The organism is Paraburkholderia sp. J63 (genome assembly GCF_905220245.1).
Taxonomy (GTDB): Bacteria; Pseudomonadota; Gammaproteobacteria; order Burkholderiales; family Burkholderiaceae; genus Paraburkholderia.
In genome coordinates this window covers 1-17,656 of the sequence record NZ_CAJMZF010000072.1, presented here as the reverse complement: position 1 = coordinate 17,656, position 17,656 = coordinate 1, and the positions used below count along the sequence as shown (strand labels likewise).

The 17,656-nt window shown below is 66.4% G+C and carries 17 protein-coding genes and 2 pseudogenes; 13 read left to right on the top strand and 6 right to left on the bottom strand.

Annotation, left to right across the window (positions count from 1 at the left end; translation table 11 throughout):
- The 3 genes and pseudogenes from U5775_RS37065 to queF form a co-directional block, all read left to right on the top strand.
- Window positions 1–400, top strand: a pseudogene (locus U5775_RS37065) (threonine ammonia-lyase, biosynthetic); the annotation flags it as partial.
- Window positions 401–412: 12 nt separating this feature from the next.
- A pseudogene (locus tag U5775_RS37060) lies at window positions 413–1,318 on the top strand (5'-nucleotidase); the annotation flags it as partial.
- A 101-nt stretch (window positions 1,319–1,419) separates the two neighbouring features.
- Entirely contained in the window at window positions 1,420–2,244 is an 825-nt protein-coding gene (gene queF / locus U5775_RS37055) for an NADPH-dependent 7-cyano-7-deazaguanine reductase QueF (RefSeq protein ID WP_322063103.1), read from the top strand.
- Window positions 2,245–2,503: 259 nt separating this feature from the next.
- Here the strand turns inward: queF and mtgA are convergent, their stop codons facing one another.
- From mtgA to mpl, 5 genes are all read right to left on the bottom strand, one after another.
- Window positions 2,504–3,328: a monofunctional biosynthetic peptidoglycan transglycosylase gene (mtgA, locus tag U5775_RS37050; RefSeq protein ID WP_322063102.1), complete on the bottom strand. Its 825-nt coding sequence runs from the start codon at window positions 3,326–3,328 to the stop codon at window positions 2,504–2,506.
- 63 nt (window positions 3,329–3,391) lie between these two features.
- Window positions 3,392–4,270, bottom strand: coding sequence for a shikimate dehydrogenase (gene aroE, locus U5775_RS37045; protein WP_322063101.1), 879 nt, complete (start codon window positions 4,268–4,270; stop codon window positions 3,392–3,394).
- Window positions 4,267–6,429, bottom strand: coding sequence for a ribonuclease catalytic domain-containing protein (locus U5775_RS37040; protein WP_322063100.1), 2,163 nt, complete (start codon window positions 6,427–6,429; stop codon window positions 4,267–4,269). Before U5775_RS37040 ends, aroE begins: the two co-directional genes overlap by 4 nt.
- A gap of 106 nt (window positions 6,430–6,535) precedes the next feature.
- Entirely contained in the window at window positions 6,536–7,111 is a 576-nt protein-coding gene (locus U5775_RS37035) for a YqiA/YcfP family alpha/beta fold hydrolase (RefSeq protein ID WP_322063099.1), read from the bottom strand.
- Window positions 7,108–8,499, bottom strand: a complete 1,392-nt coding sequence (mpl, locus tag U5775_RS37030; RefSeq protein WP_322063098.1) for a UDP-N-acetylmuramate:L-alanyl-gamma-D-glutamyl-meso-diaminopimelate ligase — start codon at window positions 8,497–8,499, stop codon at window positions 7,108–7,110. Before mpl ends, U5775_RS37035 begins: the two co-directional genes overlap by 4 nt.
- A 284-nt stretch (window positions 8,500–8,783) precedes the next feature.
- On the opposite strand from mpl, the gene U5775_RS37025 reads away from it, so the two are divergent.
- The 10 genes from U5775_RS37025 to U5775_RS36980 all read left to right on the top strand — a co-directional run bounded on the left by U5775_RS37025 (window position 8,784) and on the right by U5775_RS36980 (window position 17,075).
- On the top strand, window positions 8,784–9,428 hold the full coding sequence (locus tag U5775_RS37025; RefSeq protein ID WP_322063097.1) for a UDP-N-acetylmuramate--alanine ligase: 645 nt from the start codon (window positions 8,784–8,786) through the stop codon (window positions 9,426–9,428).
- Between the two features lie 23 nt (window positions 9,429–9,451).
- Window positions 9,452–10,003 (top strand): TlpA disulfide reductase family protein, encoded by a 552-nt coding sequence (locus U5775_RS37020; RefSeq protein WP_322063096.1) that lies wholly within the window; start codon window positions 9,452–9,454, stop codon window positions 10,001–10,003.
- 205 nt (window positions 10,004–10,208) lie between these two features.
- Entirely contained in the window at window positions 10,209–10,661 is a 453-nt protein-coding gene (aroQ, locus tag U5775_RS37015) for a type II 3-dehydroquinate dehydratase (protein ID WP_028220148.1), read from the top strand.
- A gap of 103 nt (window positions 10,662–10,764) precedes the next feature.
- Window positions 10,765–11,232 carry an acetyl-CoA carboxylase biotin carboxyl carrier protein gene (gene accB, locus U5775_RS37010; RefSeq protein ID WP_322063095.1) on the top strand — a complete coding sequence of 156 codons (468 nt, stop codon included), beginning with the start codon at window positions 10,765–10,767 and terminating at the stop codon, window positions 11,230–11,232.
- A gap of 22 nt (window positions 11,233–11,254) precedes the next feature.
- Window positions 11,255–12,622, top strand: coding sequence for an acetyl-CoA carboxylase biotin carboxylase subunit (gene accC / locus U5775_RS37005; RefSeq protein WP_322063094.1), 1,368 nt, complete (start codon window positions 11,255–11,257; stop codon window positions 12,620–12,622).
- A 3-nt stretch (window positions 12,623–12,625) separates the two neighbouring features.
- Window positions 12,626–13,522, top strand: coding sequence for a 50S ribosomal protein L11 methyltransferase (gene prmA / locus U5775_RS37000; RefSeq protein WP_322063093.1), 897 nt, complete (start codon window positions 12,626–12,628; stop codon window positions 13,520–13,522).
- A 111-nt stretch (window positions 13,523–13,633) separates the two neighbouring features.
- The gene (locus U5775_RS36995; protein ID WP_322063092.1) at window positions 13,634–14,905 is read left to right on the top strand and encodes a zinc-ribbon and DUF3426 domain-containing protein; all 1,272 of its coding nucleotides are present in this window, start codon (window positions 13,634–13,636) and stop codon (window positions 14,903–14,905) included.
- Window positions 14,906–15,009: 104 nt separating this feature from the next.
- Window positions 15,010–15,510 carry a thiol peroxidase gene (gene tpx / locus U5775_RS36990; protein WP_322063091.1) on the top strand — a complete coding sequence of 167 codons (501 nt, stop codon included), beginning with the start codon at window positions 15,010–15,012 and terminating at the stop codon, window positions 15,508–15,510.
- Window positions 15,511–15,604: 94 nt separating this feature from the next.
- Window positions 15,605–16,546, top strand: coding sequence for a carbohydrate kinase family protein (locus U5775_RS36985; protein ID WP_322063090.1), 942 nt, complete (start codon window positions 15,605–15,607; stop codon window positions 16,544–16,546).
- A 52-nt stretch (window positions 16,547–16,598) separates the two neighbouring features.
- Entirely contained in the window at window positions 16,599–17,075 is a 477-nt protein-coding gene (locus U5775_RS36980) for a glycine zipper 2TM domain-containing protein (RefSeq protein WP_322063089.1), read from the top strand.
- Window positions 17,076–17,381: 306 nt separating this feature from the next.
- Here the strand turns inward: U5775_RS36980 and U5775_RS36975 are convergent.
- Window positions 17,382–17,656: hypothetical protein (locus U5775_RS36975; RefSeq protein WP_322063088.1), on the bottom strand; the 275-nt coding region annotated here is incomplete at its 5' end.

The following is a 17,656-nucleotide window of genomic DNA, read 5'->3' as shown; positions in this document are numbered from 1 at the left end:
TGGCGTGCAGATCCGCAACCGCGGCGAGTCGCAGACCATCGCGCAGGCGTTCGTCGAGCACGGCTTCCCGTGCGTCGATCTCACCGGCGACGAGCTCTCGAAACAGCACATCCGCTACATGGTGGGCGGCCGCTCGCCGCTCGCGCACGACGAGCGCCTGTTCCGCTTCGAGTTCCCGGAGCGCCCGGGCGCGCTGATGCGCTTCCTCTCGTCGATGGCGCCGAACTGGAACATCAGCCTGTTCCACTACCGCAACCAGGGCGCCGATTACAGCTCGATTCTGGTGGGCATCCAGGTGCCGGCGGCCGAGGACGCGGAGTTCCGGCGCTTCCTCGCCACGCTCGGCTATCCGCATTGGGAAGAGACGCAGAATCCCGCTTACCGCCTGTTCCTCGCCTGAAGCACGACGATCATGGCCGTTTCGCTCTCCGACAAGCTCGTCGTCGCCATCTCGTCGCGCGCGCTATTCGACTTCGAAGAAGAGAACCGCGTCTACGAGACGGGCGATCTGCGTGACTACGAGGCGCTCCAGCGCGAGCGCCTGCATGTGCCCGCGCGGCCCGGCGTCGCGTTTGCGCTGATCCAGAAGCTCCTCGCGCTGAACTCATGTGGAAACAGCGGCGCGCATCATGTGGAAGTCGTGATCCTCTCGCGCAGCGACCCCATCAGCGGCTTGCGCGCGTTCAGCTCGTGCCGCGAGCACCAGCTCGACATCCAGCGCGGCGTGTTCACGCGCGGGCGCGAGCCGTGGCGTTACCTCAAGCCGCTCAACGCGTCGCTGTTTCTCTCGGCGAATCCCGAGGACGTGCGCGGCGCGCTCGACGCGGGCTTCCCCGCCGCACGCGTGTTCCCGGAATCGGCGACAATGTCGGAACGCAACGCGCACGAGATTCGCATCGCGTTCGACGGCGATGCGGTGCTGTTTTCCGACGAAGCCGAGCAGATCTTCCAGCGCGAGGGCTTGAGCGCCTTCGTGAGCCACGAGCGCGACAACCGCGAGCTGCCGCTCGCACAAGGACCACTCAAGCCGCTGCTCGAAGCGCTCAACCGGCTGCAGAAGCTGGCCGATGCCAACGCAACCATGCGCATCCGCACCGCGCTCGTGACGGCGCGCTCGGCGCCCGCACACGAACGGGCGATCCGCACGCTGATGGCCTGGAACATCGAAATCGACGAAGCGATGTTCCTTGGCGGACTCGACAAAGGCCCGTTTCTGCGCGAGTTCGAACCCGATTTTTTCTTCGACGACCAGATCCGCCATTGCGAATCGGCCCGCTCGGTCACGGCGACCGGTCACGTGGCAAGCGGCGTGGCGAACCCCGTGAATCCCGTGGACACAAGCCGCACGGCGCGCACGAGCGCGGCGACCGAAGCACCGAACAACGCACCAAACGACGCACCAACTGAAACCAGCGCATCATGACTCCCGACCAATCCCCGCTCGGCAAGCCCGCCCGGTACACCGAGCAATACGACGCCTCGCTGCTGTTTCCGATCCCGCGCGCGGGTGCGCGCGAAGCGATCGGCATCGGCGCGCAACTGCCCTTCTTCGGCACCGATATCTGGAACGCCTACGAGCTTTCGTGGCTCAACGCGCGCGGCAAGCCGCAGATTGCCATCGCCACGTTCTTCATTCCCGCCGATTCGCCCAACATCGTCGAATCGAAGTCGTTCAAGCTCTATCTGGGCTCGTTCGCGCAAACGCCGTTCGAATCCGCCGACGTGGTGCGCGACACCATCAAGCGCGACGTGTCGGCGGCCTGTGGCGCCTCGGTTTCCGTGCGGCTCGACCAGCCGGGCGCGTTCGGCAAGATCCCGTTCGAGGAATTCGACGGGCTCCTGCTCGACCGGCTCGATCTGGACACCGACGTCTATCATCCGGACCCGACGCTGCTCAAGGCCGCCCACGACGAGTCGCCCGTGGAAGAGACGCTGATCTCCAATCTGCTGAAGTCGAACTGCCCCGTGACGGGCCAGCCCGACTGGGGCAGCGTGCAGATCCACTACGTGGGGCCGCAGATCGACCAGGCGGGCCTGTTGCGCTACATCATTTCGTACCGCAATCACACGGGCTTTCACGAGCAATGCGCCGAGCGCATCTTCATGGACATCCTGCGCGAGTGCAAACCGGACCGGCTCGCGGTGTACGCGCGCTATACGCGGCGGGGCGGTCTCGACATCAATCCGTTCCGCACCAACTTCAATATGCCGATGCCGGATAACGCGCGGCTGGCGCGTCAGTGAGGTGCAGTAGAACGAAGCGGGAAGGAAGCGCGGATTAGTGCGTACCCGTCAGTGTGCGCGCGACGGGTAGGTACTTTGCCAGGATGCTCAGCATGGTGACGGCCTCGGCCTTCGACACCGGCGGAAACGCAGACACGCAAGAGGTACCGTTACGGCGCTCGTGGGCCTTCGTGATGAAGGCAAATTCCTGGGAGCTCACGCCCATTTATCCCTGATTTAAGGATCGTCCCGTTGGCGTGATGCCAGAAGGCATTGAAATTCATTGCGACGACGACGGCGGCAATTCCGCAGCCCCCATCCGCCGCGCGATCACTCGGGAACGCTGGGCGAGATACGGCGAGTTGCGGTGCGCGTCGAAGTATTTGGGCTGCGGCAGCATCACCGCCAGCCGCGCCGACTGCCACGGCGTGAGCTTCGCGGCCGTCGTGCGGTAGTAATAGCGCGCGGCGGCCTGCGCCCCATAGACGCCATTGCCCCACTCCACCGAGTTTAGATAGATCTCGAAGATGCGCTCCTTGTCGAGCAGCGTCTCCAGCATCCACGTGATGATGAGCTCCTGGCCCTTGCGGATATAGCTTTTCTCGCGCGATAGAAACAGGTTGCGCGCGAGTTGCTGCGTGATCGTCGATCCGCCGCGCACGATGTGGCCACGCTTCTTGTTGCGCTCCCACGCCTGCAGGATGGCGTCGGTTTCGTAGCCGTTGTTGTTGACGAAGTTGGCGTCCTCGGACGCGATGATCGCGCGCTTCAGGTTGCGCGAGATCTGGTCGTACGGCACCCACTGGTGCTGGATGTCGAGGTCGGGACGGTCGGCGGAAAGGCGCGCCTCGTCGGTGCGCATGAAGGCCGTGGATTGCGGATCGGCGAAATTCCAGACGGCGATCTGGGCGAAGTAGAAGAGCTGCGTCGCGAGCCACGCGATGCCGAACACCAGCACCGCGTAGACGAGCCAGCGCAGTGCGCCGGGGCGCTTTGCGGTCAGCGCCGCGACGCCGGGGACGAATGATTCTTCGCGGCGTCTGGGGCGTCCGGGGCGCTGCACACCGCCCAACCCTGCTGCACGCGGCTCCGATTCTCTACGCATGGCGTCGCGGCCCCCCTGTTGGTGTGGTTCTGTGCCGGCGTCGTCGGGCCCGCGCGGCGCGTGTCAGGCCTGCGCCTGCGCCGCCAGTTGCTTGCGCAGCGCGGCCAGCACGGGCGCACCGTCGGGACGCACACCGCGCCACACGAAAAACGACTCGGCGGCCTGCTCGACCAGCATCCCGAGCCCGTCCGATGCTCGCGCACCCAGTGACTCGGCGTGGCGCATGAACACGGTGGGTTCGGCGCCGTACATCATGTCGTAGGCGAGCGAGCCCGCGCCGAACGCGCGCGCATCGCACTCGGGCAGCGCGGCGTCAAGGCTGCCGGCCGTCGCGTTGACGATCACGTCGTAGGGCTTGGGGTCCACTGCGTTCGGGCCGCCACCGTTAATGAGGCAAGCCAACTCGCGCGCGGCGCCCTCGAACTGCTCGACGAGCGCATGCGCCTTCTGCGCGGTGCGGTTCACGATCGTGATCTCGCGCGGCTCGCGCTCGAGCATCGGCAGCACGACGCCGCGCGCCGCACCGCCCGCGCCCAGCAGCAGCACGCGCGCGCCCTTGAGCGAGACGCCCAGATTCACCTCGATGTCGCGAACGAGGCCGAAACCGTCGGTGTTGTCGCCGAAAATGCCGTCTTCGTCGAAGCGCAAGGTGTTCACGGCGCCCGCCGCCGCCGCGCGCGGCGACAGCCGGCTCGCCAGCGCATGCGCCTCGAGCTTGAACGGCACGGTCACGTTCAGGCCGCGTCCGCCCGCTGCGCGAAACGCCTGCACGTGCTCGACGAAGCCGTCGAGCGGCGCGAGCAGGCGATCATATTCGACGGGCTCGCCCGTCTGGGCAGCGAACTGCGCGTGAATGTACGGCGACTTGCTGTGCGCGACCGGATTGCCGATCACGGCATAGCGATCACGTTGAGGCTTGCGCTGGGCAGGCTCGGCACTCATGCGCGCGGCTCCGTGGCGTGTTGTTCGGATTGCTGCATTTCTTCGCCTTCCTGCGCACCGCCCTCGCCTTCGGCTGCATCGGCCGCGTCGCCCGAATCAGCCGCATCGCCAGGCGCGCCGGCTTCGGCCAGCGCTTCCGCTTCGCTCTCCGCCGTTTCGTCGGCGGCTTCGATGAGCTCTTCGTCCTCGGCCGCGTCTTCTTCGGCCTGCTCGCCGCTCGTCACGACCGGCGCGTCGAGCACGCGCAGCATGCGCACCGACGCCTCGATCGTCAGTTCGTCAATCGACATCACGTCCATCATCAGACGCGTGCCGCGCGCGTGCACGCCGAGCGCGGGCACGTGCATGAGCAGCGGCACTTCCTCGAAGCGCACGAGATCGTCCTTCACGACGGTCGCCGGGAATTCGCGGCGCGCTTCACGTCCGCCGTCGCCGCGCATTTCCTGCTGGAGCCAGCGCAGGCACCAGAAGTACTCCATGCGGCGCTGGTGGTCGGCGTAAGCGGTATAGGTCTCGTCGAAGCCCTGCACGACCGCGAACAGATCCGCGTCCTTGGGCTTGAACGGCGCGACCAGCTTGGCGGCCACGCCGTGCTCGACGCACGCGAGTAGCTGCCACTGGTTCACGAGGTCGACGTAGCGGCGCAGCGGCGAGGTGCTCCACGCGTACTGCGCGACGCCGAGACCCTCGTGCGGCGCGGCGTTGGTCTGCATGCGCGTGCGCTTGGGGCCGGTAGGCGCGCCGAACGCGCGCTGCGTACGATAGATGCCCGGCACGCCGTGATCGTTGAGGAACGCACCCCACGTGGAGTTCGCGAGAATCGCCAGCTCCGCGACGATCAGGTCGAGCGGCGAGCCGCGGCGGCGCGGCGTGATGCTGACGTGCTCGCCTTCCACGTAGAAGTTGTAGTCGGTGTTGCGCTGCACTTCGCGGCGCAGGCCGTAGCCCGCGCGCGCGGCCTGGCGCTTCTCGAAGAGCGCCTGCGCGAACGGCCACAGCACCGCGATGTCGTCCTTGTGCGGATAGTCGCCCGTGCCAGCCGCGAGCGTTTCTTCGGTCACGACTTCGTCGAGCGTGTTGTGGCGCAGGTTGTTCTTCACGAAGACGCGCTCGGCGCGCGTTTCCGTGGCGACGATCTCCTGCGTCTCGCGGTTCACGATGCAGTAGAGCGAAAGCGCCGGGCGCATGCCGCCTTCCTTGAGCGTGAACGCATCGACGAAATCGTCGGGCAGCATGGTGATCTTGTCGCCGGGCATGTACACCGTCGACAGGCGCGTGCGCGCGACCGTGTCGGCCGTATCGCCGCGCTGGATGCCGAGCGCCGGCGCCGCGATGTGGATACCGATGCGCACGCGGCCGTCGGCGAGATGCTCGATCGAGAACGCGTCGTCGATTTCGGTCGTGGTGACGTCGTCGATCGAGAAGGCCTGCACGTGCTCGGCCGCATCGGGCAGATCGTCGGGCAGTGCGCCCACTTCGACCGGCGGAAAGCCCGTGCCGTGCGGGAAGAATTCCGCGAGGAAGCGCGCTTCGTGCAGCGCGCGCGGCGAGGCGATGCCGCCGCAATCGAGCATCAGGCGCGGCATCGAAATGCCGCTCGCGGCGGCGGCCGCTTCGAGCGCCTTGTACTCGATCGAGTTCTTGTCGGGCTTCGTGAGGAGGCCCAGCGCCTTGTCCTTGAGCGCTTCGGGCAGCTTGCCCGCCTTGAGCTCCTCTTCGTACCCCGCCTGCACGAGCGCCAGCTGGCGCTTGCGTTCGAGCGACGCGAGCGCCATCTTCAGCTGATCTTCCGGCGCGCGCTGATACTGGCCGCGGCCCTTGCGGCGGAAATACACGGGTGAGCCGTGCAGACGCAGCACGAGCGCGGCGCGCTCGACCGGACCATAGGATTCGCCGAAGTACTCGCTCGCGAGCGCCGTATAGGCGAATTCCTCGGCGGGCGCGCACTCCCACAGAAAATCGAGATCGATTTCCTGCGCGGCGGCGTCCGCCTGCTCCAGCAGATCGCCGGCGGCGGGCTTCTCGAATTCGATCAGCACGTCCTTCGCGCGCACCTTGGCGCGCCGCCCACCCGGCAACTCGACCTGAAACGCATCGCCCTGGCGCGACAGCACGCTGCCCGCCTTGAAACTGCCCGATTCCTCAAAGAAGACGTTCACTCAACACTCTCGTTCAGACTTGCTTGAACCGCGGGGGCGGTGCGCCCGGGCGGTGCTGCTGTATACATATAGGCGTTCGCACGCGCGGCGCGAACGGGGCGACGCATCAAGGCGCGTCGCAAAACTGGATCACGTCGTCGACGTAATCGGCAAATTCGCTGATGCCGTGGTCGCTGCCATCGATCAGGCGCGTCTTCGCCCCCGGATAATGCGCGAGCATCTCGCGATAATCGAGCACTTCGTCGCCGGTTGCGGCGATCAGATAGTAGCGCTGCGGCTCGGTCACGTTGGCAACGGCCAGCGCGCGCAATTCATCCAGGTGACGCGGCTCGACGACGATGCTGCCGCCGCCATGCCAGAGCGGCTGCTCGCCCAGATACTTCGACAAATCGCGGTCCGGCATCACGGCCGGATTGAGCAGCACGGCGCGCCAGCCGTGCTTTTCGGCCAGGTGCGTGGCGAAGAAGCCGCCCAGCGAGCTGCCGATCAGCGTGATGCGCTCGCCGGCTTGCGCACGCGCGGCAATCTCGCGCTCGACGAGCGCCACCGTCTCGAACGGCGAAACGGGCAATGTCGGGCACAGCCATTCGCCGCCGCGCCCGAGCGCTTCGAGGCGCGCGTCCAGCAAGCGCGCCTTGAACGACTGCGGCGACGAGCGGAATCCGTGCAGATAGACGATCACGTCGCGCTCCGCGACGACAGCGCATCGAGCAGCTTCTGATGCACGCCACCGAATCCGCCGTTGCTCATCACGAGCACCTGGTCGCCGGGACGCACGGCCGAGACCACGGCCTTCACGAGCGCGCCGAGGTCGTGATACGCGTGCGCCTTCTCGCCCAGCGGCGCGAGCGCGCCCGCGAGGTCCCAGCCCAGCGCGTCCTTGCCGGCCGGCGCGCCGTAGCCGAACACGAGATCGGCATCGGCGAGACTCGCCGGCAATTGCGCCTTCATCACGCCGAGCTTCATCGTGTTCGAGCGCGGTTCGAGCACCGCCAGGATACGGGTATTGTCGCGACCGACGCGCGTGCGCAAGCCGGCGATCGTCGTTTCGATCGCCGTGGGATGGTGCGCGAAGTCGTCGTAGACCGTCACGCCGTCCACGCTGCCGCGCACTTCCATGCGGCGCTTGACGTTGCGGAACGCCGAAAGCGACTGCGCGGCCTGCGCAGGCGGCACGCCCACGCTGCGCGCGGCGGCGATGGCCGCGAGCGCGTTCAGGCGGTTGTGCTCGCCCTGGATCTGCCAGTCGACGAGACCCGCGCGCTCGCTGTTGTGATAGACCGCGAAGCGCTCGTCGAGCGGCACGCCTTCTTCGGCGGGCAGCGCCTGCCAGCCGCCATCGACGCCAAAGCGCTCGACCTCGCTCCACACGCCGCGCGCGAGCACGCGTTCGAGCGCATCGCTGCACCCGTTCGAGACCACGCGGCCCACGCCCGGGATGGTGCGCACGAGATGATGGAACTGCGTCTCGATGGCGGCGAGATCGGGGAAGATATCGGCGTGATCGAATTCGAGATTGTTCAGCACCGCGGTGCGCGGACGGTAATGGACGAACTTCGAGCGCTTGTCGAAGAACGCCGTGTCGTACTCGTCGGCTTCGATCACGAAGAAGCTCGAATCGGTGAGGCGCGCCGAGATGCCGAAGTTCAGCGGCACGCCGCCGATCAGGAAGCCGGGATTCAGGCCCGCGTCTTCGAGCAGCCAGGCGAGCATCGAGCTCGTCGTGGTCTTGCCGTGCGTGCCCGCCACGGCGAGCACCCACTTGTCGCGCAGCACGTGCTCGCCGAGCCATTGCGGCCCCGACGTGTACGGCAGGCCGCGATTGAGGATTTCCTCCATCAGCGGATTGCCGCGCGAAACCACATTGCCGATCACATAAAGATCGGGTTTGAGCTCGATCTGGCTCGCGTCGTAACCCTCGATCAGGCGAATACCCTGCGCTTCGAGCTGGGTACTCATCGGCGGATACACGCCCGCGTCGCAGCCGGTCACCGTGTGGCCCGCGCTGCGCGCGAGCACGGCGAGACCGCCCATGAACGTGCCGCAGATGCCGAGGATATGGATGTGCATAAGCCTGTCGCGCCGCGCGGGCGTCGTGAATGGGTTAAGCCGTTTTTAGGGATGGGAACAGCGAAGACGGCGGCGCCTGGCCGCCGGAGCAAAGAACGGTATTGTACCCGACGCCCTGCGGCTTTTTCGCCGCAGCGGCCCGGCGAGGGGCCGATGAATGGACGATGAACGGCGACCGGCGCCCGATGCGGTCCGGCGCGAACCCGGACGGGAACCCGGACACCCGCACTGGAACCCAAAGGGAGCCGACCGGGACGCCCTGCGATCTCTAGTATGATGAGCACATGGTTCGCAGATCACATTTCGATCCCCAGCGCGTGCGCGAGGAAATCGCCATCGCGGCAGCAAGGATGATTGCCGAGGACGGCCTCGATTACGCCACCGCCAAACGCAAGGCCGCGCGGCAGGTGGTTGGGGACGCGCGCATCGAAGGCGCCTGGCTGCCCGATAACGACCAGATCGAGGACGAGATCCGCGAATATCAGGCCCTCTTTCAGGGCGAGCACCAGCCGGCGATACTGCGGCGTCTGCGCGAGATCGCGCTCGAATGGATGCGGCGCCTCGAGTCGTTCAATCCGTTCCTCACCGGCGCGGTGCTCAACGGCACGGCCGGCGAGCACTCGGATATCCATCTGCAGATCTTCTGCGACAACGCGAAGGATGTCGCCATCTGGCTCCTCAACGCGAACGTGCAGTACGACGTCTCGGAAACACGCCATTTCGCCGCGCGCGGCTACGTGGAGACGTTCAGCTTCATGTGGCAGCCGTCGCGCGATGAAGAGCCGGTGGGCATCCACGTTGCGCTCTACAATACCGACGACCTGCGCGGCGCGGTGCGCGCCGATGCACGCGGACGTCTGCCGCGCGCGAATGCGCAGGCGCTCCAGGCGTTGATCGACGAAAGCGGCGCCACTTCTTCCACCACCTGATTCATATAGGGCGTAACGCAGCAATGAACACGAAGCGGATTCTGGCCGGCGTCGCAGTGGCGGCGGTGGCAGCTGGCGGCGGCATCCTGGCGGGACATTATGCAAATAGCGGCAGCAGCGGCGTCGCCGATGCGGCGTCGGTCGCCAGCCAGCCGAACGCGGTCGGCCAGCTCTGGACGGCCCCCGTGACCAACCCCGACGGCAAGCCTCAATCGCTCGCTATCTATAAAGGCCGCCCGATCGTGGTGAACTTCTGGGCCTCGTGGTGCGGACCGTGCGTCGAAGAGATGCCCGAACTCTCCGCGCTGCAGCGCGAGTACGCGAAAAAAGGCATCCAGTTCGTCGGCGTCGGCGTCGACTCGGCCGCGAACATCAAGACCTTTCTCAAGAAAGTGCCGGTCGACTATCCCATCTTCATTGCCGGATTCGGCGGCGCGGATGTCGCGCGCGCGTTCGGCAACACCGCGGGCGGCTTGCCTTACACCGTCGTAATCGACGCGAACGGCACGGTACGCGCGACAAAATTAGGCCAAATCAAGCCGGACGAGCTGCGCCACACGCTGGATACGCTCTGACGCGGTCCAAATACCGCAGAGCAGTTGACCCGAGCTTAACGGCCGTACGGTGCTTTTTGCGGCGAAATTTGGCGTAGTTGGCGGGAGATCGGCCCGCATACGTCGCAGCGCGCATGCTCGGGGCCATATCCCCCGCCTGGAAAACTAGACAAATTTCTCTAATCAGCGCTAAAGTTCGCGCAATTCCACGGAAAAAGAAGCCACCATGACGCGACTGCTGGTTCTGCACGGCCCCAACCTCAATCTTCTCGGTACCCGGGAACCCGAGGTCTATGGGCGCGTGACGCTGCCGCAGATCGATCAGGCGCTCGCCGACCGTGCCGCCGATGCGGGCGTGGAGCTGGCCACGTTTCAGAGCAACCACGAGGGCGCGCTGGTGGACCGCATCCAGGCGGCCCGCAGCGAGCAGACGGATTTCATCCTGATCAACCCGGCGGCGTATACGCACACGAGCGTGGCGATCCGGGACGCGCTGGCAGGCGTCGGCATTCCGTTCGTCGAGATTCATCTCTCGAACGTCCATCGCCGTGAGGCCTTCCGGCATCACTCGTATTTCTCCGACCAGGCCGAAGGCGTCATCTGCGGCCTCGGCTGGAAGGGCTATCTCTACGCGCTCGAATACGCGCTCGACCGGCTCGCGGCCGGCTCAGCCGCGTGAGCTCGCCGGCCAGAGACCCAGGCATTCTGCAAGACAACACCAAACCCGTGCCGGGGCGCGCGCGCCCGGGTACCTCACGTATGCAAAGCAAAGGGGCTGCACCATGGATCTACGTAAGCTGAAGACTCTGATCGACCTCGTCTCCGAATCGGGCATCTCGGAGCTCGAAGTCACCGAGGGCGAAGGCAAGGTGCGCATCGTCAAGAATGCGCCGCCGGTTTACGTGCAGCCGAGCGCCGCGCAATACGCCGCGCCGATGGCAGGCGCTCCGCTTGCAGCGCCCGCTCACGCAGGCGAAGCCGCGGCGCCCGCCGCCGCCGCGCCGGCCGTGCCGCAAGGCCATGTCGTGACCTCGCCGATGGTCGGCACGTTCTACCGCGCGCCGTCGCCGGGCGCCGATCCGTTCGTGCAGGTGGGCGACACGGTCAAGGAAGGCCAGACGCTGTGCATCATCGAAGCGATGAAGCTCCTGAACGAGATCGAGTCGGACGCAGCCGGCGTGGTCAAGGAAATCCTCGTCGATAACGGCCAGGCGGTCGAATACGGCCAGCCGCTCTTCGTGATCGCCTAAGGCCCGAGGGCGAATACCCACCATGTTTGAAAAAATCCTCATTGCCAATCGTGGCGAGATCGCGCTGCGCATTCAGCGCGCGTGCCGCGAGCTTGGCGTTAAAACAGTCGTCGTCTATTCGGAAGCCGACAAGGAAGCCAAGTACGTGAAGCTCGCCGACGAGGCGGTCTGCATCGGCCCGGCGCCTTCGAACCTGAGCTATCTGAACATGCCTGCGCTCATCAGCGCGGCCGAAGTCACCGACGCCGAAGCGATCCACCCCGGCTACGGCTTCCTCTCGGAAAACGCCGACTTCGCCGAGCGCGTCGAGCAATCGGGCTTCACCTTCATCGGCCCGCGTCCGGAAACCATCCGCATGATGGGCGACAAGGTCACGGCGAAGCAGACGATGATCAAGACCGGTGTGCCGTGCGTGCCGGGCTCGGAAGGCGCGCTCCCGGACGATCCGAAAGAGATCGTGAAGATCGCGCGCACGATCGGCTACCCCGTCATCATCAAGGCCTCGGGCGGCGGCGGCGGCCGCGGCATGCGCGTCGTGCACACGGAAGCAGCGCTCGTGAACGCGGTCAACATGACCAAGGAAGAAGCGGGCCGCGCCTTCGGCAACCCGCAGGTCTACATGGAGAAGTACCTCGAGAATCCGCGTCACATCGAGATTCAGGTGCTTTCCGACTCGTTCAAGAACGCCGTGTGGCTCGGCGAGCGCGACTGCTCGATGCAGCGCCGCCACCAGAAGGTGATCGAGGAAGCGCCGGCGCCGGGCATCGCGCGCCGCCTGCTCGACCGCATCGGCGACCGCTGCGCCGACGCCTGCAAGAAGATGGGCTACCTCGGCGCGGGCACGTTCGAATTCCTCTACGAAAACGGCGAGTTCTACTTCATCGAGATGAACACGCGCGTGCAGGTCGAGCACCCGGTCACGGAGCTGATCACCGGCATCGACATCGTGCAGGAGCAGATCCGCATCGCCGCGGGCGAGAAGCTCGCGTTCCGCCAGCGCGACATCCAGTTGAAGGGCCACGCGATCGAGTGCCGTATCAACGCCGAAGATCCGTTCAAGTTCACGCCTTCGCCGGGACGTCTCACGTCGTGGCACATGCCGGGTGGCCCCGGCGTGCGCGTGGATTCGCATGCCTACAATGGCTATTTCGTCCCGCCGAACTATGATTCGATGATTGGCAAGCTGATCACCTACGGCGCGACGCGCGAGCAGGCGATCCAGCGCATGCGCATCGCGCTCTCGGAAATGGTGGTCGAAGGCATCTCGACCAACATTCCGCTGCACCGCGAGCTGATGCTCGATGCGAAGTTCGTCGAAGGCGGCACGAGCATTCACTACCTCGAAAGCCGTCTGGCCGAACGTCAGGCAGTGAAGAAGGACGAAGCGTAATTCATGAGCTACCGGGAACTGATCGCCGAGCTGGAACGGGATCGCGCGGAGGCACTCTCCGACGCGCTGATCGAGCTTGGCGCCCTTTCGGTGTCGGTGGAAGACGCCGACGCCGACACGCCCGACGAGCAGCCGCTCTTCGGCGAGCCGGGCCTCACGCCCGAGCGCACCGCGTGGCAGCATTCGCGCGTGATAGCGCTGATCGGCGACGATCAGGACCCCGCCGTGCTGCTCGCGGCGGCCGCGAACGAGCTCGGCCTCGCTGAAACGCCGAAGTTCTCGCTGCGCGAAGTCGAGGAGCAGGACTGGGTGCGGCTCACGCAATCGCAGTTCGATCCGATCCAGATCGGCGAGCGCATCTGGGTCGTGCCCTCGTGGCATGACGCACCCGACCCGGACGCGCTCGTGCTCGAACTCGACCCGGGCCTCGCGTTCGGCACCGGCAGCCATCCCACCACGCGGCTGTGCATGGAATGGCTCGAGCAGCACGTGCAGCCCGGCCATTCGCTGCTCGACTACGGCTGCGGCTCGGGCATCCTCGCGATCCTCGCGAAGAAGTGCGGCGCGAATCCCGTGATCGGCATCGACATCGACCCGCAAGCGGTCGAATCGGCGCGTCACAACAGCGAGCGCAATCGCACCGAGGTCACTTACGGCCTGCCCGACGACCTTCAGGCCGGCGAGTTCGACATCGTCGTCGCCAACATTCTGTCGAATCCGCTCAAGCTGATGGCGTCGATGCTTTCGTCACGCGTGAAGCCGGGCGGACGCATCGCGCTCTCGGGCATCCTCGCGCGCCAGGCCGAGGAAGTCGCTCAGGTCTACGCAAGCTGGATCGATATCTCAGTCTGGCGCGAGCACGAAGGCTGGGTCTGCCTCGCCGGCACGCGGCGCGCGTAGGCCAGGCGGGCGGGGTCTGTTCCCGCCCCAGGCGCGACGTGCGAAGTCGTAGGGCGCCGCGGATTGCCAGTAGAATGGCGAAATCGCCCACCCTCCGGTTCCACGGCACACATGCTTCTGGCAACGCGCTGTCCCTTCTGCGAAACCGTTTTCCGTATCCAGCCGGCACACCTCGCCGCGCGCCGCGGCCTCGTGCGCTGCGGACATTGTCAGGAAGCGTTCGACGCGTCGGGTAGCCTGTACGAGCTGCCCGAAAACGGCGATTTTGCTCTGGCGACGCCGGTCGCAGCCGATATCGCAGCAAGCCTGACCGCGCCGGCCGCGCCGGTTGCAGAGCCTGCTCATGTGCCTGTTCATGCCCCTGCTGATGCAGCCGGGGACGCACCGGCTCAGGCGCCCGAACCGGCGCCGGCGCAGACGCCCGCTCATACGCCCGCTCCGGCACCCGATCAAGCACCGCAAGGCGAGCCCGCGGCGCGACCCGCAGAATCCGCACCGCAGCGCGCACCGAATTTTTCGGGCCGCGCCTGGGACCCTTGGGCACCGCGCCCGGACAGCCACCTCGACCCGAAGCTCCAATACACCGCCAGCCAACTGCCGCGCACGAGCTTCGAACACGCGGCACCGGGCGTGGAAGTGCGCATTCTCCGCGACGACGAGCCCACGCTGTCGCATCCCATCGGGCACGGCGCAGCGTCCCCTGGAAGGCCCGCGGCGTCCGGCCCCATCGAGCCGACCCTTTCGGCCAACGAAGCATTTCATAGCCCCAACGCCGACCCCGAGCCTGTGTTTCGCCGCGCGCCGGCCGAGTCGTCCGCCGCCCCCGCGTTCAGCGCGCTCGAACCCAACACCGGCAGCGAGCCCTTCGCAGTCACGCGCGAAGCCCCCGTTGGCGCGAGGCCGCGCACGGGCTGGCGTATCCTGGGTGTCCTGATCGTCCTCGTGCTCCTCGCGGCGCTCGCCGCGCAGCTCGCATGGTGGCAGCGCGAAACCGTGATGGTCTCCTGGCCCGCCTCGCAGCCGCTCTATCAACAGGCGTGCGCGCAGCTCGGCTGCCACGTGAGCCCGCCACGCGACATCGACGGTCTTCAGGTCCAGCCATCCGATCTGCGCCAGGTGGACGACCCGCATCATCTCGAATTGAAGGTACCACTGCACAACCGCTTCGACGTGGCGCTCGCGTATCCGGCGATGGAGCTCACGCTGCTCGACCGCCAGAACAACATCGTGGTGCGCCGCGTCCTGTGGCCGCAGGACTACGCGCCGCCCGGCACGGCCATCGACGTGGGCCTGCCCGCGCAGAGCACGCAGACGATGATCGTGCGGCTCGACACCGGCAACGTGGTCGCGTCAAATTTCCGCATCGAAATCTTCTATCCCTGAATTACCGCGCCAGCGCCGCCTTCGCGCGCGCTCGCGCGTTTCCAGCGTCCGGCCACACCGGGCGCGCCACTCACCACAACAGTCATGCATTCGGAGAGCACATCATGAGTCAAGTCACGCTAGGCGGTAACCCGATCGACGTCGCCGGCACTTTCCCGACGGCCGGCCAGAAGGCCCCCGCGTTCGCGCTCGTCGGCCGCGATCTCAAGCCCGTCTCGCTCGCCGACTTCGCCGGCAAGCGCAAGGTGCTGAACATCGTGCCGAGCCTCGACACGCCGGTCTGCGCCACCTCCACGCGCAAGTTCAACGAAGCCGCCGCCAAGCTCGACAACACGGCCGTCGTCGTCATCTCAGGCGACCTGCCGTTCGCGGCCGCGCGCTTCTGCACGACCGAAGGCATCGAGAACGTCGTCACCGCTTCGACCTTCCGCGGCCATGAGTTCGCGCAAGCCTACGGCGTGGACGTCACGAGCGGCCCGCTGACCGGCCTGACGGCGCGCGCCGTGGTGGTCATCGACGCGAACGACAACGTCGTCTACGCCGAGCGCGTCAGCGAAATCAAGAACGAGCCGAACTACGACGCCGCGCTCGCCGCACTGAAGTAATTCCGGCATCGCGCGCCTGAGGCCGGCACCACGCCGGCTCGATACCCTCACGGCGCGCGGCCCTCTCCACCACACGCATACAGGAATTCCCGCCTTGGCTACGCTGATCTGCGGCTCGCTCGCCTACGACAACATCATGACCTTCGAAGGCCGCTTTCGGGAGCACATCCTGCCCGAGCAGGTGCACATCCTGAACGTGAGCTTTCTCGTGCCGACGATGCGCCGCGAATTCGGCGGCTGCGCGGGCAATATCGCCTACTCGCTGCATCTGCTCGGCGGCGACGCGCGCATCATGGCGACGCTCGGCGGCGCCGATGCGCAACCCTACCTCGAGCGCCTCAACACGCTCGGTCTCTCGAAGGCGCACGTGCGCGTGCTGCCCGAGACGTGGTCCGCGCAGGCGATGATCACGACCGACCTCGAAAACAATCAGATCACGGCCTTCCACCCGGGCGCGATGATGCAATCGCACCTGAACCGCGCCGACGAAGCGCCCGGCATCAAGCTCGGCATCGTCGCCCCGGACGGCTTCGACGGCATGGTCCAGCACGTGGAGCAATTCGCGAAGGCGGGCATCCCGTTTGTCTTCGATCCAGGTCAAGGACTGCCGCTGTTCGATGGTGCGTCGCTTCGACGCGCGATTGAACTTGCGACCTATGTGGCGGTCAACGACTACGAAGCCAATCTGGTCAGCCATCGCACCGGCTGGACGCTCGAAGAGATCGCGAGCCATGTCGATGCGCTGATCGTCACGCGCGGCGAGCACGGTTCGCAGATCTACCACGGCGGCGGCATCGAAGAGATTCCGCCGGTCCAGGCCGAGCAGGTGCTCGATCCCACGGGTTGCGGCGACGCGTTCCGCGGCGGCCTGCTCTACGGCATCGAGAACGGCCTCGACTGGGCCACCACGGGACGTCTCGCGAGCCTCATGGGCGCGCTGAAGATCGAGCACCTCGGACCGCAAAACTATGCGCCCACGAAGGCGCAAATCAAGGACCGATTCAAGACGGCGTTCGGTTACGAACTGTCGCTCTGAATCCGGGTGCCGCCTCCTTCGTCATGGGCGGCGCTCACTGGAGTTACGGGAAATGAAAACAACAAGTCGTCTGATTGCCGCCGTCATGATCGCGGGCTCGCTCGCCATGACGGGCTGCGCCTACAACAGCAGTTCCGCCGATGTCTACACCGCCTCGCAGGCGCAGCGTGAATCCACCGTGCGCATGGCCACGGTCGAAAGCGTGCGCGCGGTGAAGATCAGCTCCAACAACGGCCAGCCGAGCGGGATCGGCGCAGTGGGCGGCGGCGCGCTCGGCGCCGTGGCGGGCAGCCAGATCGGCGGCGGCACGGGCTCGATCATCACCGGCATCATCGGCGGCATAGCGGGCGCCGTGGCCGGCAACGCGGTCGAGAACGGCGTGGCGATGCACGACGGCCTCGAGATCACGGTGCGCCTCGACAACGGCGACTACCGCGCGATCACGCAGGCCGCCACTGGCGAGATCTTTCAGGCCGGCGACCGTGTGCGCCTGCTCTCGAGCGGCGGCGTCACGCGCGTGACGCATTAGTCGCCCAACCGGTTTCCCCTGTACCGCAGCGGCGCCTTGCGCCCTCCTGCGGAACCTCAGGCGCATGTGCTCCCCTGTGCATGCGCCTTTTTTCATGCCCGCGCCCGGCCCGAGTGCGCGGCGCACGCACGGGAAGCAGACGAATAAGACGTGTGGGGACGAAAAAAATCCCGTCGCGGACAAACCCGGCGACGGGATCGGAGCGGACCTGGCGCGCGCCTGCAGACCTATCAGCAGGCGCATCGCCCGGCCCTGCCACCGAAGCGCACGGTTGAACTGACTCTCGCGCGCTTCGGATCGTACTGCTTACGGACGGCTGCCGGTCGGGAACGGCCATGCTGCGGCCGGGTTCAGGGCAGTCTTGACCGTTGCTGCGGGCGCGGACGGTTGCGCAGCAGGGGCAGCAGGCGCGGCAGCGGCCTTCTTCGCAGGCGCCTTCTTGGCAGCCTTCTTCGCGGCAGCCTTCTTCGCAGGCGCAGCCTTCTTGGCAGCAGCCTTCTTCGCAGGCGCCTTCTTCGCGGCAGCCTTCTTCACCGCGACTTTCTTGGTGGCGACCTTCTTCGCTGCGGCCTTCTTCGCCG

Excerpts from the sequence above, each read along its gene's own strand:
- queF (WP_322063103.1), top strand. The coding sequence starts at position 1,420 with ATGACTCCCGACCAATCCCCGCTCGGCAAGCCCGCCCGGTACACCGAG.
- mtgA (WP_322063102.1), bottom strand. The coding sequence starts at position 3,328 with ATGCGTAGAGAATCGGAGCCGCGTGCAGCAGGGTTGGGCGGTGTGCAG.
- aroE (WP_322063101.1), bottom strand. The coding sequence starts at position 4,270 with ATGAGTGCCGAGCCTGCCCAGCGCAAGCCTCAACGTGATCGCTATGCC.
- mpl (WP_322063098.1), bottom strand. The coding sequence starts at position 8,499 with ATGCACATCCATATCCTCGGCATCTGCGGCACGTTCATGGGCGGTCTC.
- U5775_RS37025 (WP_322063097.1), top strand. The coding sequence starts at position 8,784 with ATGGTTCGCAGATCACATTTCGATCCCCAGCGCGTGCGCGAGGAAATC.
- U5775_RS37020 (WP_322063096.1), top strand. The coding sequence starts at position 9,452 with ATGAACACGAAGCGGATTCTGGCCGGCGTCGCAGTGGCGGCGGTGGCA.
- aroQ (WP_028220148.1), top strand. The coding sequence starts at position 10,209 with ATGACGCGACTGCTGGTTCTGCACGGCCCCAACCTCAATCTTCTCGGT.
- accB (WP_322063095.1), top strand. The coding sequence starts at position 10,765 with ATGGATCTACGTAAGCTGAAGACTCTGATCGACCTCGTCTCCGAATCG.
- accC (WP_322063094.1), top strand. The coding sequence starts at position 11,255 with ATGTTTGAAAAAATCCTCATTGCCAATCGTGGCGAGATCGCGCTGCGC.
- prmA (WP_322063093.1), top strand. The coding sequence starts at position 12,626 with ATGAGCTACCGGGAACTGATCGCCGAGCTGGAACGGGATCGCGCGGAG.
- U5775_RS36995 (WP_322063092.1), top strand. The coding sequence starts at position 13,634 with ATGCTTCTGGCAACGCGCTGTCCCTTCTGCGAAACCGTTTTCCGTATC.
- tpx (WP_322063091.1), top strand. The coding sequence starts at position 15,010 with ATGAGTCAAGTCACGCTAGGCGGTAACCCGATCGACGTCGCCGGCACT.
- U5775_RS36980 (WP_322063089.1), top strand. The coding sequence starts at position 16,599 with ATGAAAACAACAAGTCGTCTGATTGCCGCCGTCATGATCGCGGGCTCG.